We start from the raw sequence: 17121 nt of genomic DNA, 5'->3' as shown, positions 1-17121 counted from the left end.
GTAGCCCACACTCTTGCATGGAAGCGTTACACTCTTTAAAAAACTCTTTTAACTCCACTCTAGTTCTTTTTGAACACTCATGTGCTACCATTTTTCTATACTCTGTAAGAAAAAGATCAATAAAGTTAAGCATTGTCTGGCTACTCTGTTCATCTACTTTTTGCAGAGTTTTTCTCATATGAGGTATTATTTGAGTATATAAAAAAACATCATAGTCACCAATCCATCCAAATTTATGCCTACTCGCATCTAGCTGTTGCAAAAGATTATAAAGAGGTCTTAAGGCTTCGTTATCGCAGACTTCCATCAGCTCATTAAAGTAGTTATAGTAATCCCTGCTCTCATCATAATCTGCCAAACGGTACATCATATCATTATATTTGGCATTAAGCGGTCTGTTTGCCAACACTCTTAGCTCGTTATCTTTTGCCCATGAAGCGCATTTGAGTCCATCTTTTTCCAAAATATTGATGGGAAGCTCTATAGTTGTAAAACTGTGATTTTTATTTCCTGCTATCATGGCAGCATTATAAGCAAGCGTTAGCAAATCTTCATAAGGCAAAAACTCCTCACTGGAGTGCGACAGGGAGAAACTATTTGAGCTTATCCCGTAAGAACCGATTCTACCGTTTTTAACTTCCTCTTCAAGTCCTACAAAAGCCTCTTGTAGTCTTCTGTACATCTCATCAAGCCGCTCATCTTTTGAAATGCCTCTGTTGATTGCATCTAAAAGATAATACTCTGGATTATGAATGAGATAGCACTCAAGCCTCTGCATCTCCAGTCTTTTTAAAGAAGCACTTAACTGCTCATGCATAAAAGATTTTGCTATAGAGTGGTAGCAATCATCGCTATATTTTACTACTTCTTCTTCATTTTGAATTATTGAAGCATCTTCTTTATACTTGAGTAAGTTTGTTCCTTGAAGATATCCAAATTTGCTTACTATCTCAACTTCATCTTTTTTATCTTCACTAAACGCTCTAAAAGCTAGAGCTATGGCTCTTTCAGCTCCGCCATCCATATAGTTTGAAGATGTATCTATCATGGTTATACCGGATTCTATCGCTTCTTTTAAAGCTTCAATATGCTGGGGATTTATATCACTAATTCTATAAGTTCCAAATGCGAAATTACTCATAATGTCTCACTTTTTGTTAAAGTATTTTGGAATTGGGAAGTTTCATTAAGTAAATGAAAAGTTTTAAAAGCATGGCTTTTTTGTGCGTGGGCTTGATGCTGAGTTTAACTCAGCATCGAAAAAGGAGTTTATAAAGAAACATTTTTGTGTAACAAAAACAGTTCTTTAGTCTTGCTCCTCTTGTGTGCTAATTATACAAGCTCGATAAATGCCATAGTAGTAGCATCACCACGACGAATACGAGTTCTAATAATTCTAGTATAACCACCCGGGCGATCAACATACTTAGGTGCTATCTCATTTACTAAAGTTTTAGTTGCTTCTTTACTTTGAAGCGCCGCAAATACTGCCTTGTGAGCATTACTATCACCACTACCAGCGATTGTAATAAGCTTTTCAACATAAGAACGTAGTTCCTTTGCTTTCATGACAGTAGTCTCAATTTTACCATGTTCAATTAACGAAATACTAAGGTTTTTAAGTAAAGCAGCACGGTGTGCACTTGTACGACCTAGTTTACGGTATCCATGACGATGTCTCATCTATAATTCCTCTTTTTACAAGCTTATAAAGCTTCTATTTTCTTTTTTAGTCCACTAATAATCTCATCTGCAAGATCGCCGCCAACTTCATATCCAAACTCTTGAAGTTTTTCAACAATCTCGTCATATGACTTTTTACCTAGATTTTTAACGTTTTTGAGATCATTTGTGCTCATTAATGCTATTTCACCTATAAGTTTTATACTCGAACGGTCAAGACAGTTAAAACTTCTAGCACTCAAACCTAAATTATCGATATGCATAGCTAGTTTTTTAAGGTCGGGACTCTCTTCAGATCTCTCGATTGTAATTGGAGACTTAACACTTATTTCACTGTTAAACACAGCTAATTGAGCATACATAACTTCAAGAGAGTTTCTAAATGCATCCAATGGAGAAATTTGTCCATCAGTTCTTATATTTATAATTACTCTCTCAAAGTTAGGATTGTCCTCTACTAGTACGTTTTCGATTTTATATGTTGCACTTCGAACAGGAGTAAAATAAGCATCTAATGCTATATATCCCTCTTCAAGACCATTATGAGTATCCTCACTAGCAACATAACCGATACCTTGCGCGATTCTAATTTTAAAGTTAAGCACAGAGTCCTCATTTAACGTAGCCAAATGAGTATCCGATGTTACCACTTCCACTTCGCTATTTGTAAGGTCGCCGCCTTTAATAGTACAAGGACCCGTAAAGCTGTAATTAACTTCTGCTTCTGTAGCGCCCTCAAGCAATTTAAATCGAATCTCTTTTAGATTTAAAATAAAATCTGAAATATCTTCAAGCATACCACGCACTGAGTCAAACTCATGCTTAGCGCCTTCAATTTTAATAGCTATTGGCGCATAACCGACCGAGCTACTTAACAAAAAACGGCGAAGTGGATGAGCTAAAGAGATAGCATATCCAGTTTCAAAAGGATATGCCATTATATTAGCTTCATTCTCACTAATCTGCTCTACCTCAAACTCTTGAGGAGCAAGTGGAGTAGTTTTAATCTTTTTCATGTCTCTTACGCCTTTTATATTTTAACTATTATTTCGAGTAAAGCTCAACGATTAAACGCTCTTCTACAGGGATAACAACTTCTTCACGCTCTGGTAAACGAGTAAAGATACCGAATTTTTTATCAGCATCAATATCAACCCATGGAGCTAAACCAGTTTGGTTTGTAAGCTCTATAGCACGATTAATCTGAGCATTGTTCTTGCTGCTTTCGCGAATCTCTATTTTTTGACCAGGCTTAACACGGTAAGAAGGAATATCTAATTTCGCACCGTCTACTAAAAGATGACCATGAGTAACTAATTGGCGTGCAAAACGACGAGTTGTTGCAAAACCCATACGATAAACTACGTTATCTAATCTTTGCTCAATTAAAGTAACAAGGTTTGTACCTGTATTACCCTCTCTTCTTTTAGCTTCAACGAATAGTGCGCGGAACTGCTTCTCAGATACACCATACATGAATTTTGCTTTTTGCTTCTCATTTAATTGTAAACCATATTCGGATACTTTCTTACGACGCTGACCATGTTGACCCGGAGCATACGGACGCTTCTCTAATGCAGATTTACCTGCTAAACGACGCTCTCCTTTTAGGTTAAGGCTAACTCCAAATCTTCTTTCGATTTTTTCTACTGGACCTCTATATCTTGCCATCAGTAATCTCCTTAAACTCTACGGCGCTTAGGCGCGCGACAACCATTGTGTGGTAGTGGAGTAACATCTTTCATAAATGTTACGCGGATACCCTCAATAGAACCTACTGCTTTAGTTGCAGTTTCTCTTCCTGAACCAGGACCTTGAACTTTAATACCAAGTTCTTTCACACCATGCACTTGAGCTTTTGCTACTGCATCTTCTACAGCTGCTTGAGCTGCAAACGGAGTAGATTTTTTGCTACCTTTAAAACCAAGGCTACCAGCAGAACTCCAAGCGATCATGTTACCCATCTCGTCTGTAATAGTTACAAGCGTATTGTTAAATGATGCAGAGATATGACATATACCACGTGCAATATTTTTCTTTACTACTTTTTTTCTAACAGCTTTTCTTTTTGCCATCTGTTAATCCCTTACGCTGCGCCGACAGTTTTACGTTTACCCTTACGAGTACGCGCATTTGTCTTAGTTTTTTGACCACGGCATGGAAGACCACGACGGTGACGAAGACCTCTATATGAACCTAAATCCATAAGTGCTTTAATGTCCATTGCAACTTGTTTACGAAGATCACCTTCAACAACATGATTTGCACGAATCTCTTTTGTAATCGCTGCAACATCATCTTCGCTTAGTTCGTAAACTCTTTTGTTATAGTCTATGCCAGTCGCATCTAAAATCTTGCGAGAAGCCTGAAGACCAATCCCATAGACGTATGTTAGACCATACTCTATTCTTTTTTTCTTTGGTAAATCAACACCTGATATACGAGCCATGGTTATCCTTGTCTCTGTTTATGTTTTTTAACTTTGCAGATTACTCTTACAATGCCTTTTCTTTTGACAACTTTACAATCATCACACATCTTCTTAACTGAAGCTCTTACTTTCATCGAAAGTCCTTATGCTATATTTATCTCACAAAAAACCGAAGCTGATTTTCGACTTTTCGTTCATTCACTAAAGCTACGCCAACGGCGAGAGGGACAAGCCTCTTATAAGCTTCACTATTTGTCTTTATGCCAATCTTTGCTGCATTTAGGCAAGCATCTCTGTTTGCATGCCAATACTTTTATCTATATATCACTATATAGGTAAAAATACTCTAGCTTATGTCAAAACAGCAAAGCGGAGGAGGATTATACACAAATAAATGTAAAAGATTTATTAAAGCATTATGTTTTATATAAGCTTATCTACTTTTACTCTTTTTTCCTACAAACTAATCCCATAAAACACTAACCCCATACTCTGGATTTATAATTATCTGCTTATTGTAGTAGATTTTTTTGCCATATTTTTTGCTAAGAAGTTCCACTTCAATCGTTTCATTTTCCAAAAGCTCTCTAACCTCTTTATATGTAAGCCATTTTCCATATTTGCCAAGAGCGTTCTGCCAAATCCTAAACTCACATGAAGCATCATCTCTTAGCTCAAAGAGTTCCCCATCTTCTGTTTTCCAATGCGCATTTGAACAAGCATAAAGTTTAACTTTTTTACCGCTTACCTCTTTGTCTCTTACCTCAACGTTTCCGTCACTACAGTATGGGCATTTTCCTAAAATCATCCTATGCCTTTTTTTAGCTACTATGGTAGTGAAAAAAATGTTTGTTGCGAAATAATATTTCAAAATGCAATATTTATTTTACGATTTTATAAATTACCAAAATTAAAAACCATGCTAAAATCATTGTAATTATGGTGTGGCTTAAGTAATGATGCCCAATTAGCATCTTATAAACTCCCATACTTGAACCGATTATAATTGCGCTGCTAAGGGCAATAAACCTGTTTTTTCGCTCCTTAAATAAAAAAAACAGCGACATAAGAGCAAAACCTCCGCTTGCATGACCGGCGGGAAAACATTTGAATTTTTTAAAAATACCTTGCGGCATACTATCAACAACTCTAATGTAAGGATAATCTCCTCCAAAATATGTAAAATCACATGGGCACGGTACATTTGAGTATGCTTTTAAAAGCCCGACAAAAATTGGGATTATTATAAGACTTAGCAGGACTATCAGCAGTCTTCTTTGATACTCTTTTAAAATCTTTGCCGAATTTTTAAAAGAGTAGAGATATAAAAAAAGAATTAAAACTCCAAAAACTATAATTGCTTTTTTAATGCCTGTATAAAAAAGTATATCTAGCCAACTTCCTCTTTGATGCGACAATAGCCACTTTTGTGTTGTAGCATCATAAAAATAATTTTGCACAAAAATATCAATATTTGTAAACTCAAAAAGAAAAAAAAGACTTACAAGGCAAAACAGCGTAGCTATAATTTGCCTATTGGCTCTCATATCTATCTAAACCCTTTTTATGAAGAGTGCTTGCTCCTTGATAATAACTTACAGCCTCTGTTTCTAAATACTTCTCTATATTTATCTCTTTATACTTTGTATCATAGATATCTTGTTCAACTACTTCATAGCTTTTAATTTTTTTTGTAGGAGACAAAACAACAAGTTTATTCTCTCTATAAAGCCCAAGTTTTTGGTAAGTACCCATCAGTGCACGCTCCTTAAAGGAAGCACTTAAAATATCATTACCGTAAAACTTGCTTTTGTATGACCAATTTAACATACCAAAAAGAGTTGGCATAATGTCTATTTGGCTTGAGATTTTGCTAACTACTTGAGGTTTTAGTATCTCAGGAGCATAGACAATCATCGGAATATGATACTTATCAAGAGGGATTTCTGTTTTGCCTGCACTTGTTGAACAGTGATCTGCCACGATTACAAAAATAGTGTTTTTAAACCATGGTTTCTCTTTGGCTTTTTTTATAAACTCTCCTATAGCATAATCAGTATATTTAACGGCTCCGTCTCTTCCTGTATGTGAAGGTATATCTATACGCCCATCCGGATAATCATAAGGTCTATGATTTGAGGTAGTCATTATAAAACTCATAAAAGGTTTATGCGCTCTGTAAGAGAGATCAGCCTCACTTAGGCTCTTGTTTAGCAAATCCTCGTCACAAACTCCCCAAATCGTATGATAAGTATCCTCTTCCTTACTAAAATCACTCCTGTCTACGACACTAAATCCGTTCGTTGAAAAAAACTCGTTCATATTGTCAAAGTAGCCGTGTCCGCCGTATATGAATTTAGTCTCATACCCTCTGTTTTTGAAGATAAATCCACTTGAGTACATGTTATGATTATCAGGTCTTTTGACTATTGAGCGTCCGGGCGTAGGCGGCAGAGATAAAGTTATCGCCTCCATTCCCCGAACCGTCCTCGTGCCCGTTGCATAAAAGTTGGTAAAAAACAGACTTTTTTGAGCTAAAGAGTCAAGATTTGGAGTTAATCCTTTTTCTCCTCCCAAAGATTCAAGAAATTTACCGCTTAAACTCTCTACTACAATCATAACTATATTGTAATCTTTCTCTATTCCGGGATTTACTATCGCTCTTGTTACATCATTTGAATTTAAAAAAGCAGAACTGTTAGCATCTATCACTTTTTTGAGGTTTGTCATTACACTCTCATCTTTATCCGTTATATAAAACTTATCATAATCAAGAGTATTGTTTCTAAAAGCGGCAAAAAGGGAGTATAGCCCGGATTTAGAAAGTTCATTGCTGTATTGATTTGTTGATATCTTTGCAAACTCCTGAGTTACTCCCGCAAAAGATATTACGGGTATTATAAGATAGATGAGTGCTGGTTTAAATCTATCTTTAAGGCTGCTTTGGCTTTGTAAAAAGTTTTCAATATATTGTGTTTTATAGATAATATAAAAAATAAATGCGGCTATAAGTGAGATAATTGTAATCAAAATGCCCATCGGGTATGATTCTCTTATGTTTCCTATTACCTCTTTTGTATAAACAAGATAATCAACGGCAATAAAGTTGAATCTAACACTAAACTCATCCCAAAAAAACCATTCGCTAAATACCAAAAATACCGCCCCAAAAATAATTATAAAAGTAAAAATATAAGTTATATAGCGATTAAGCGCGTGATTAAAAAATCTTTTTGGTAAAAAAATGAGGTAAATGACAAACGGCACTACTAGATAACTAACGCTCACAAAATCATAAAACGCTCCTATTAGATATATCTTTAAAATCTCTATTAAAGAGAGATCTAGCATATTTACGGATTTGATGAGAAGAGCCGTCCTGGTAATGGCAGAAATACCTAAAAACAACCAAAAAATTAAAGTTATATAGCTACATCTTTTGGGCATACTATCATGCATAAAATATCCTTATAATTAATTGTGGTATATTAAGGAACGTAAATAAAAAATAGATGAAATATAGATGAATCTTTTTTCATTCTGAAGATGAATAAAAATTCATAATGTATTCATATTGATTTAATTAAAAAACTATATTTTTTTAACTTCAAAACGTATAAACATAAAAGGCGAAAATAAGCATGGCAAAAAAATTACTTAAATACTTCTTGCTCCTAATATCCATATTTTTTATAGGCAGGTTACTTTTATTTACTATTTATTTCGATAACTTTAAAAACAGCGGTGTTGACTATTGGTTGACATTTATCTACGGCTTGAGAATGGATACTATTGCTGCTTCTATTTTACTAGTTATCCCTCTGATATTTCTCTCTTTTACTCCTGCAAGGTTTAAAAAATTTACAAACATTTTTTTAAAATACTACTTTTTAGCGATATTTTCACTCGTTATTTATATAGAGAATGCAACTTTTTCGTTTGTGGCGCAATACGATGTGCGTCCAAACTATCTTTTTGTCGAGTATCTTATATATCCGCGTGAAGTCTTTGCCATGATATTTGCAGATTATAAAGTAGAACTTTTTATTGCGTTTGGCATGATTGGGGCATTTATATATTTTTATTTAAAATTTGCAAAAGATGATTTTTTAAAGATATTTGATACTCTCTATATAAAAAGAGTCGCTATGTTTTTACCTATATTGCTGCTTCTATTTATCGGAGTTCGTTCATCTTTTGGGCATAGGCCGGCTAATATATCAGATGCTATGTACAGTACAAATAGGATGATAAACGAAATAACTAAAAACTCGCTTCATAGTATAGGCTATGCTATTTACAGCAATCTTGTACATGAAGGAGGGGAAGTAAAACAGTATGGGAAAATGGATACAAACGAAGCCCTGCAGAGAGTTAAAAAAAGACTAAATATTGAATCAGACGATAAAGAATCCATTTTCTCAAGAGTCGAAAAAAGTCACTTTAAAAGTGATAAATCTAAAAATCTAGTTATCTTTGTGCAAGAGAGTTTGGGTTATCAGTTTGTGAGTGCTGTAGGAGGCGAAGATGGGATAACTCCAAACTTCAACAGATTAAGCAAGGAAGCGATACTTTTTAAAGATTTATACTCAAACGGGACGAGAAGCGTTAGAGGACTGGCAGCTGTTAGTGCAGGAAATTTGGCTGTTCCCGGAGTCGGCGTACTAAAGAGAAACAAATCTCAAAGTAACTTTTTTACTGTTGCCTCGGCTCTTAAGCCATTTGGATATCACACCTCCTTCATATATGGAGGAGAGAGCAGATTTGACAACATGAGAAGTTGGTACTCCGGAAACGGGTTTAATGAGATTATAGATCAACCCCAATTTGAGAACCCTACATTTGTTGCTCCATGGGGAGTTTGCGATGAAGATCTGGTGGTTAAGGCAAATGAGGAGTTTAAAAATATGTATGCAAAAAATCAAAAATTTGCAACAGTCATGTTTTCACAATCAAATCATTCACCCTTTGAGTTCCCATGTGAGAAGATTGAACTTCTAAAAGATGTCCCGCCAAACAGTGTTAAAAATGCTATAAAATATGCCGACCATGCGATTGGTCGTCTGTTTGAGCTTGCCAAAAAAGAGCCTTACTATAAAGATACCATCTTTGTAGTAATAGCCGATCATAACGTAAGAGTCTATGGAGACGATATGGTACCGGTAGATATGTTTCATATTCCCGCTATTATAGTAGGAGATGGAATTAAACCTATGATTTATGATAAAATTGCTTCTCAGCCTGATGTATTGGCAACGGCACTTGATTTAATAGGTCTTGATTTAAAATATCCTATCATGGGTCACTCTATATTTAGCGATAAAAAGCAAAACATCTCACTGATGCAGTTTCACTCTTCATACGCACTAAGAGTAGATGATAAAGTAGCGATTATAAGACCAGGTCAAAAACCACTTACCTTTTCATATAAGGATCCAGAGACATATTTGGATACAAAAAATCATCTGACTCCTATTGAGAATGATGAAGAGTTGCAACAAGATGCATTAGCCTTTGTCATAACATTGGATCACATGTACAACAAGAAATTATATAGATAGAGGAGAAAAGTTGAGAAACCAACCAAAGTATAACTTTTTTAAAAATACAGGCTATGCCCTAAGTGGGCTAAAAGATTTGGTTCAAAACGAAACCTCTTTCAAATTAGAACTCTTAATAGCTGTTATTTTAATACCGGTAATTATCTTTATAGATTTAGGTCTGATTCAAAAATTATTGATGTTTACCTCTTTGATGGGGTTGTTGATAGCCGAGGCTATCAACAGTTCTATAGAGAGGGTTGTTGACTTGGTAACCCTTGATTATAATAAAATGGCGGGTCGCGCAAAAGATGTCGGAAGCACTATAGTCTTCTTAAGTATTGTACTATTTATAGTGACCTGGGCTATGCTCTTAAAAGAACTTTTATAAAGGCAAGGTTATGCGTATTCTAGTTGTAGAAGATGATGAAAAAATAGCCTCCTTCATAAAAAAAGGTCTGCAAGAAGAGTCCTACAGCGTAGATGTTACAGAGAATGGGTATGAAGCCATATATATGATTGAAATGAATCATTATGATATTGTTCTGCTCGATTTGATGATTCAAGGGCTTGGCGGAATGGATGTTTGCAAAAATATCAGAGCAAAAAATATAACAGTTCCCATTATTATGCTTACTGCTAGAGATACGTTAAAAGACAAAGTCAAAGGTCTTGATAGCGGCGCCAATGACTACCTCACAAAACCTTTTGCATTTGAAGAACTACTTGCTAGAATCCGTGTTAAATTAAGAAGCGCATCAACCACTTCAAGTACAATAACTATAGCTGATTTAACGATAGATACGGCAAGACGTGAGGTTAAACGAGCTAATAAAAAAATAAATCTTACCGCCAAAGAGTACGCCTTGCTTGAATTTTTAGCAAGAAACAGCAAAAAATTACTAACAGAGACTATTATAAAAGAGAACTTAAGCGACATGACGCAAGAGAGTATGAGCAATATAATAAATGTTTACATCTATAGACTGCGTAACAAAATAGATAAAGATTACAACTTGAAACTTATACACACCGTTCGCGGCTTAGGCTACATACTCAGTGATGAAAATGCTTAAGAGTTTAAAATTAAGACTGCTCTTTTCCTTTTTTATCATAAATGTAGTAATTTTAACTATTTATGGCTCCTTTATCTATAGCACTGCAAAAAAAGGGGTTTTAAACACAACCGATACAGAACTTAAAATGATATCCATAGATGTCATACCGGACTTTAAAAGAGGGGATTGTGAAAATGCAAAAGATGTAGCAGATGAGCTGATAGACGAGTTTTTGATTGAACCACTCTTTGTAAAAATCATCTACTACGATAAAAAGAGCAAAAAGATAGAGCATGAAACACTCTCCTCTAAAGAGCATGAATGGCTCTTTGATGTACCTCTAAACGAAATCGGGCATCTAGGCAGCATATATTATTTTAACAAAGAGAACTATCGAGTTAGCTCTATGTTAATTTTTGACGAAACAGATACTAAAGTTTTTATTCAACTTGCTCTGCAAAAAAACATGGACTCCCTATACTTAAAGCAACTTTTTCTTGGGCTAATAATCGCAACACCGATTCTTTTGGTTGTGTTTTTAATCATCGCAGGCATCTTGATAAACAGAACACTCTCGCCGGTAAAGGAAGTTATCTCTTCTGTCAAATCAATCTCAGCAAACAACCTCTCTAGCCGAGTAAGCACAAAGGGGATTCCGAGTGAAATCAAGGATTTAGTAGCAACTTTCAACCAACTTTTAAACAATCTTGAGGAGTCGTTTAATAAGATAACCGACTTTAGCAACAACGCTTCACATGAGCTAAAAACACCGCTAACAGTTATACGCGGAGAGATAGAAGTGGCACTAAAGCAAGATAGAGAACCTGTGGAGTACAAAGAAGTTTTAGAAGATATTTTACAAGAGAGCATAAGTATTCAAAAAATGATTGAGCAGCTATTTTTTCTTGCTAAAAAAGATATGACCGAGCTTGCTAACGAGTTCGGCGAGCTATATCTGGATGAAGTTTTAACGGACACGATTTCGCAGCTAGAAAAATTTGCTCTAAGTAAAGATATACATATAGAGATAAAAAAAATTATTCCTATAACGATTTATGCAAACGAAACACTCTTAAAAATTGCGATAAGCAATATTATCAGAAACGCTATACTCTACAGCAACAGTAACTCTTTTATAAACATATCTTTAGATGAAAACAGCAAAGAGTACCTACTCATAATAGAAGATAACGGGCAGGGAATAGCAAATGAGGATTTGGAGCATATATTTGAGAGATTTTACAGAGCAGACAAAGCCCGCTCAAGGAAAGACGGGGGAACAGGTCTGGGTCTCTCTATAGTAAAGATGATTTTAGATATCCATCATTATGATATAGAAATTAAGACTATTTTAAATATAGGGACAACCGTTATTATAAAAATACCAAAATTAGATAAAATTACAAAATGGATTCATATATAGACAAATTTAACAGCGCAATTGAAAATAGCACTTTTTACAAACTTTGCGCAGATGAGCGAGAGTTTATAAAAATAAAATCTTTAGAGTTGAACTTCTCGTTCTCACAAATCAAACGCCTAGTAGAGATTAGCAGGGATTTGCAGATGTGGGATGAAAAAAGAATTATAGATATTTTTCCAACTCATCCTCAAAAAAAAGTTGTTTTCTCAAGGCTCATAAAAGCATATGAAGATATCAGAAAAAAGCCCAACTCCTATAAAGAATTTGAACTCAAAAATATAAGAGATGAGCAAAAATTCAACTTTAAGACTCAGGAAAAAGAGGGTTTTGGTCTGGGACTTTGTCCTGTTGCATCACAGAAGACTAGGTGCTGCAACCTCCTCACACTTGATGCTGTTGAGAGCTGCGGCTTTGACTGCTCATACTGCTCAATACAATCATTTTACAATCAAAACACTATAACATTTGACAGCGGTTTTGGAGCAAAACTAAAGAATTTAAAACTTGAAAAAAATAGAACTTACCATATCGGAACAGGTCAGGCTTCCGACTCTCTTATGTGGGGAAACAGAGAGGGCATTTTAGATGCGCTATTTCTTTTTGCACATGAGAATCCAAACGTAATACTAGAATTTAAAACAAAGTCTGATAATATTAACTACTTCCTAGAAAACGATGTACCTAAAAACATACTTTGTACTTGGTCACTTAACACGCCTACTATTATAGAAAATGAGGAGCATTTAACAGCTTCCCTAGACAAAAGAATTAACGCTGCGAGAAGAGTAGCAGACAAGGGAGTGAAGATTGGTTTTCATTTTCACCCAATTGTTGAGTATGAGGATTATTTAAATGAGTATGGCGAGGTTTATTCTCAGCTGATAAAAGAGTTTAAGGCGAACGAGGTTGCACTTGTTAGCTTTGGAACGCTGACATTTATAAAACCTGTTATCAAGCAGTTAAGAGAGCGGGAATTTAGAAGTAAAATAACTCAGATGCCATTTGAAGATGCAAGTGGAAAAAACTCATATCCGCTTGCAACCAAAGTAGAGATGTTCAGACATGCTTATGGAAGTTTTGCCCCTTGGCACAAGGATGTTTTCTTTTATCTATGCATGGAAGAGCATAGCATGTGGAGCCAGACTTTTGGCTACCAATACTCTACAAACAACGACTTTGAGAGAGCGATGCTTGGCTCGTATGCAAAAAAATTAGAGATGGAGTTTTTGATTTGAAATTTTTATCAAAGTATCTGCTGTTTATCTATTTGGCAGCTCTTATCATCTTTGCTATATATGATACTTTTTTAGTAGAGAGGGAGCAACCATCAAATATATCGAATATTCAAGAAACCAAAAAAAAACCTACAAACAAAATGTTATTGGCAAATCAGAACAAAAAAAATTTTAGCACCTTAGTGATACCCGCGATAGACAGAGTTCATGATGAACTTGAAGATCAGTACAATGAAATTTCGCAAAATCTTACAAATATTCTATACAGAGATAAAATTTTAGAGCTAAAAGAGGCATATTCGGCAGAGAGTGACGAGGAGCTGCTAATGGCTCTGAAACCTCACCCAAAAAGCATAGCTATTGCTCAGGCTGCTATGGAGAGTGCCTGGGCAAAATCTAGGTTTTTCAAAGAGGCAAACAATCTATACGGCATCTGGTCTGTAAACAAAAATAAGCCACGAATATCAGCATCAAAACAAAGAGGCGAAAGAGTAGTTTGGCTTAAAAGATACCCAAGTATTGAAGACTCCATTAGAGACTACTACAAAACACTTGCCCGCTCCAAAGCCTACAAAGACTTTAGAGAGCTTAAGATGCAGACTGATAATCCGTATCTGCTAGTAGAGAAACTAGAGAACTACTCTGAAATCGGCGATAAATATGCTGATGATTTAACTAAAATAATCAGATACAATAAACTCTACCTATACGACAAATAACCCTTTATATCAAACCAAGAAGTGCAATAAGAAGCACCGGCGGCGTTATGATGAGTCCGACTTTCATATACTCGCCCCACCCTATTTTCACTCCCTTCTTAGCTAACACATGCAGCCATAAAAGAGTAGCCAAGGAACCGATAGGAGTCATTTTTGGACCAAGATTTGAACCTAAAATGTTTGCATAAACAAGCGCCTCATTTCCAACGTAACCAACTTGATCAATAGCTATATCCATAATCATAATTGTCGGCATGTTGTTCATAACAGAGCTTACAATTGCCGAGAGAAATCCGGTTCCGATAATAGCAATAGCATCTCCATGCATATTTAACTCCCTAATCCAAGAAGCGATAACATCCGTCAAACCCTCATTTTTCAGGCCATAAACTACAACATACAGACCGATGCTAAACCATACAACCTGCCAAGGTGCGGCTTTTATAGTCGCCATAGGTTTTAGTGCTTTGTAATAATTTGCAATTACCAAAAGAACCAGAGCGCCTCCGAGTGCAAAAAGAGAGACAGGGAGATTGTAGTAATCGCCCATGAAGTAGCCTGCCATTAAAAATGTGAGAAAAAACCAGCTAAACATAAACATAATCCTGTTTTTTATCACAGATGAAGCTTCTGGAAGTTTTGATACATCAATCGTAAAAGGGATATCTTTACGAAAATAGATCCACAAAACCGCAATGGAAGCGATGATGCTAAGCAAATTCGGTAAAAACATATTTTTTGCATACTCGACAAAACCAATATCAAAATAACCGGCTGTAACTATATTAGTAAGGTTTGAGATAACAAGCGGGTTTGATGCACTATCGCCGATAAAACCGCCTGCCATTAAAAAAGCAAATATCGCCAACGGCTTCATCTTAAGATACTTCATCTTAGCAAGGAGTATCGGCGTTAAAATAAGCGCCGCACCGTCATTTGCAAAAAATGCGGCAACAATTGCACCCAAAAGCAGTATATATACAAACATCTTATGTCCGTTCCCGCCACTAAGTTTTGCCATCTTTATGGCTGCATACTCAAAAAAACCAATCTCATCCAAAATCATAGAAAGAAGAATTATCCCGATAAAAGCCAGCGTTGCATCCCAGACAATTTCTATTACACTTATCACATCTGCAAAGCTTACAACCCCAACTACAAGTGCAACAATCGCTCCCATGATTGCAGAAGAGCCGATTTGAAGACCTTTTGGTTGCCAGATTATAAAGAACAAAGTAACCAAAAAAACGGACATTGCCAACGCCATGCGTAACTCCTCTTATCTTAAAAGATAAAACTATAGCAGAATTAAATTCAAATATCAATATATCTTGATTTATATATAAAGCTTCAAGTGCTTGATAGCACAACTGTGACAAGCTTCATTATCCATTACTATTTCCTTATTAAAGCGGTGCTTTTTCTGCTTTATCGCTACTCTTATCTTTATCAAATATATAAGCAAACATTGGTACATAGATTAGTGTAAGAAGTGTTCCAACTATAACTCCACCGATTGCAACATCTGCTAAAGGGCTAAGCCTCTCTAGCCCAACGGCTTGCTCTAAGGCTATAGGTATCATTCCTGCGGATGTAGCAAAAGCAGTCATCATAACAGGACGAAAACGAACTTTTACTGCTTCTATTGCACTCTCAAAAGCACCCTCTCCACTCTCACGATTGTTTTGATAAAAGTCAATTAGAAGAACTGCATTTTTTATTATGATTCCAAAGAGTAGAAGAATACCTAGCAAACTTGGCATACAACTAGGTTTCTCAAAAATCAACATTCCCCAAGCTGCACCGATTAATGACAAAGGTAAAACTAATATCATAATCAATGCCATCCTAACAGAACGATATATCGCAATAAGAACCATAGTTAAAATTATAACTCCAAGCCCAATGGCTTTTATCATACGCTTGAAACTATCGTTCAATTGAGCTATATCTCCTGTTTGCTCAACTATAACATCGTTTAGTTTTACACTCTTTAATGCTTCTATTGTGTCATCTGTCAAGTGGGTAACAGGACGTTTTGAACGATAACCATTTACATCTAAAGAGTAGAGCATCTTATCTCTTTCTATCTTTGCAAAGGTAAGATGACGATTGAGTGAGGCAATGTGTGAAAGTGGTATTTCGCCCATCGGTGTTGCGATTGGAAGAAGTCTTAAAGTCTCAATATTTTGAGAAAATTTCCCCTTTAAGTAGAGCCTTACAAATTGGGTATTCATAGATTCTAAATTTGCATTGAGTCCGATTATTTCACCTTTTATTGGAAGTTGCATAGCAATTTGATATGGCGTAATTCCATAACTTAGTGCCTTATTTTCATCTATGCTTAACTCAACTTCCATAAAGTCTTTATCCCAACTTGTACTTACAGAGGTAAGTCCTGCAACATCGCTAAGAGCCTGCTTGACCAAATACGATTTATCACTTAGTCCCTCTACAACCGCGGAGGATAGCCTCACATCCACAGTTGCTTTTATGCTTGAGAGTGCAGTTGCTCCAAAGTCAAAAACATCATTTCTCTTAACTCCCTCAACATGAGAAATTTTCTCACGAATAATATCTTCAAGCTCCCAGATTGTCTCTTCTCTATCAAATCTATTGATGCAGTTAATGGTAAGAGTAGCTTCAGCAGGTAAATTTCCACTTCCTAGAGATAAAACACCGGGTTCTGTACCAAAGGCAACTGAACTCATTTTTACCCATTTTTGCTCATGTAACCACTTTAAAATCGGTTTGATTTTTTCCTCTGCACTCTCAACAGTTTCATTGGCACTAAAAGCAACTTGAGCTTTTATAATACCAGTATCCATAGGCGGCATAGCATCTTTACCGATAGTAGGCATAATATTTTTCAAACTAATACCAAGAAGCAAGATAACGCCAACTGTAAGTAAGATGCGGCGAAAAATTCTAAACTTTCCGTTAGAAAATTTTATGATCCCAACATAAGGTGTCACTAATCTTCCAATGGTGTTGTTATAAAAACTATCAAACATTTTTTCTACTTTTGTTTT

Annotated in this window: 18 protein-coding genes; 6 read left to right on the top strand and 12 right to left on the bottom strand. The window is 35.7% G+C overall.

Annotated features, from left to right (window positions below; all coding sequences use genetic code 11):
* The 10 genes from M0Q17_RS07175 to M0Q17_RS07130 form a co-directional block, all read right to left on the bottom strand.
* Window positions 1–1141, bottom strand: a 1141-nt coding sequence (locus tag M0Q17_RS07175; protein ID WP_295085206.1) for an aldo/keto reductase, incomplete at its 3' end; no start/stop codon positions are given.
* A 191-nt stretch (window positions 1142–1332) separates the two neighbouring features.
* Entirely contained in the window at window positions 1333–1683 is a 351-nt protein-coding gene (gene rplQ, locus M0Q17_RS07170; RefSeq protein ID WP_295085203.1) for a 50S ribosomal protein L17, read from the bottom strand.
* A gap of 23 nt (window positions 1684–1706) precedes the next feature.
* Window positions 1707–2699, bottom strand: coding sequence for a DNA-directed RNA polymerase subunit alpha (locus M0Q17_RS07165; protein WP_295085202.1), 993 nt, complete (start codon window positions 2697–2699; stop codon window positions 1707–1709).
* Between the two features lie 28 nt (window positions 2700–2727).
* Window positions 2728–3354 (bottom strand): 30S ribosomal protein S4, encoded by a 627-nt coding sequence (gene rpsD, locus M0Q17_RS07160; protein ID WP_295085200.1) that lies wholly within the window; start codon window positions 3352–3354, stop codon window positions 2728–2730.
* An 11-nt stretch (window positions 3355–3365) separates the two neighbouring features.
* Entirely contained in the window at window positions 3366–3758 is a 393-nt protein-coding gene (gene rpsK, locus M0Q17_RS07155) for a 30S ribosomal protein S11 (protein ID WP_295085197.1), read from the bottom strand.
* A gap of 11 nt (window positions 3759–3769) precedes the next feature.
* Entirely contained in the window at window positions 3770–4132 is a 363-nt protein-coding gene (gene rpsM / locus M0Q17_RS07150) for a 30S ribosomal protein S13 (RefSeq protein WP_295085194.1), read from the bottom strand.
* A 2-nt stretch (window positions 4133–4134) separates the two neighbouring features.
* Window positions 4135–4248, bottom strand: coding sequence for a 50S ribosomal protein L36 (rpmJ, locus tag M0Q17_RS07145; RefSeq protein WP_011371958.1), 114 nt, complete (start codon window positions 4246–4248; stop codon window positions 4135–4137).
* 329 nt (window positions 4249–4577) lie between these two features.
* Window positions 4578–4922: a hypothetical protein gene (locus M0Q17_RS07140; RefSeq protein WP_295085191.1), complete on the bottom strand. Its 345-nt coding sequence runs from the start codon at window positions 4920–4922 to the stop codon at window positions 4578–4580.
* A 73-nt stretch (window positions 4923–4995) separates the two neighbouring features.
* Entirely contained in the window at window positions 4996–5661 is a 666-nt protein-coding gene (locus M0Q17_RS07135; RefSeq protein ID WP_295085188.1) for a phosphatase PAP2 family protein, read from the bottom strand.
* Entirely contained in the window at window positions 5648–7573 is a 1926-nt protein-coding gene (locus tag M0Q17_RS07130) for an LTA synthase family protein (RefSeq protein ID WP_295085185.1), read from the bottom strand. Before M0Q17_RS07130 ends, M0Q17_RS07135 begins: the two co-directional genes overlap by 14 nt.
* Before the next feature lie 182 nt (window positions 7574–7755).
* Between M0Q17_RS07130 and M0Q17_RS07125 the strand changes: the two genes are divergently transcribed.
* Genes M0Q17_RS07125 through M0Q17_RS07100 form a run of 6 tightly spaced genes read left to right on the top strand, consistent with a single transcriptional unit; the run spans window position 7756 to window position 14089 of the window.
* Window positions 7756–9675 carry an LTA synthase family protein gene (locus M0Q17_RS07125; RefSeq protein ID WP_295085182.1) on the top strand — a complete coding sequence of 640 codons (1920 nt, stop codon included), beginning with the start codon at window positions 7756–7758 and terminating at the stop codon, window positions 9673–9675.
* A gap of 10 nt (window positions 9676–9685) precedes the next feature.
* Window positions 9686–10045, top strand: a complete 360-nt coding sequence (locus M0Q17_RS07120; protein ID WP_295085179.1) for a diacylglycerol kinase — start codon at window positions 9686–9688, stop codon at window positions 10043–10045.
* Between the two features lie 10 nt (window positions 10046–10055).
* A complete protein-coding gene (locus M0Q17_RS07115) occupies window positions 10056–10730 on the top strand; it encodes a response regulator transcription factor (protein ID WP_295085177.1) in 675 nt (224 codons plus the stop codon).
* Entirely contained in the window at window positions 10717–12135 is a 1419-nt protein-coding gene (locus M0Q17_RS07110) for an ATP-binding protein (protein WP_295085208.1), read from the top strand. The genes M0Q17_RS07115 and M0Q17_RS07110 overlap by 14 nt, the downstream gene beginning before the upstream one ends.
* A complete protein-coding gene (locus M0Q17_RS07105) occupies window positions 12120–13370 on the top strand; it encodes a spore photoproduct lyase family protein (protein WP_295085174.1) in 1251 nt (416 codons plus the stop codon). The genes M0Q17_RS07110 and M0Q17_RS07105 overlap by 16 nt, the downstream gene beginning before the upstream one ends.
* Window positions 13367–14089 (top strand): glucosaminidase domain-containing protein, encoded by a 723-nt coding sequence (locus M0Q17_RS07100; protein ID WP_295085171.1) that lies wholly within the window; start codon window positions 13367–13369, stop codon window positions 14087–14089. The genes M0Q17_RS07105 and M0Q17_RS07100 overlap by 4 nt, the downstream gene beginning before the upstream one ends.
* A 4-nt stretch (window positions 14090–14093) precedes the next feature.
* Here M0Q17_RS07100 and M0Q17_RS07095 read toward each other — a convergent pair whose 3' ends face one another.
* Window positions 14094–15356, bottom strand: a complete 1263-nt coding sequence (locus M0Q17_RS07095; protein WP_295085168.1) for an arsenic transporter — start codon at window positions 15354–15356, stop codon at window positions 14094–14096.
* Window positions 15357–15495: 139 nt separating this feature from the next.
* Window positions 15496–17121, bottom strand: a 1626-nt coding sequence (locus tag M0Q17_RS07090) for an efflux RND transporter permease subunit (protein ID WP_295085165.1), incomplete at its 5' end; no start/stop codon positions are given.

The sequence above is a fragment of the Sulfurimonas sp. genome, assembly GCF_023229105.1.
In the GTDB taxonomy this organism is placed as follows: domain Bacteria; phylum Campylobacterota; class Campylobacteria; order Campylobacterales; family Sulfurimonadaceae; genus Sulfurimonas.
This window is presented reverse-complemented; position numbering and strand designations above follow the sequence as displayed.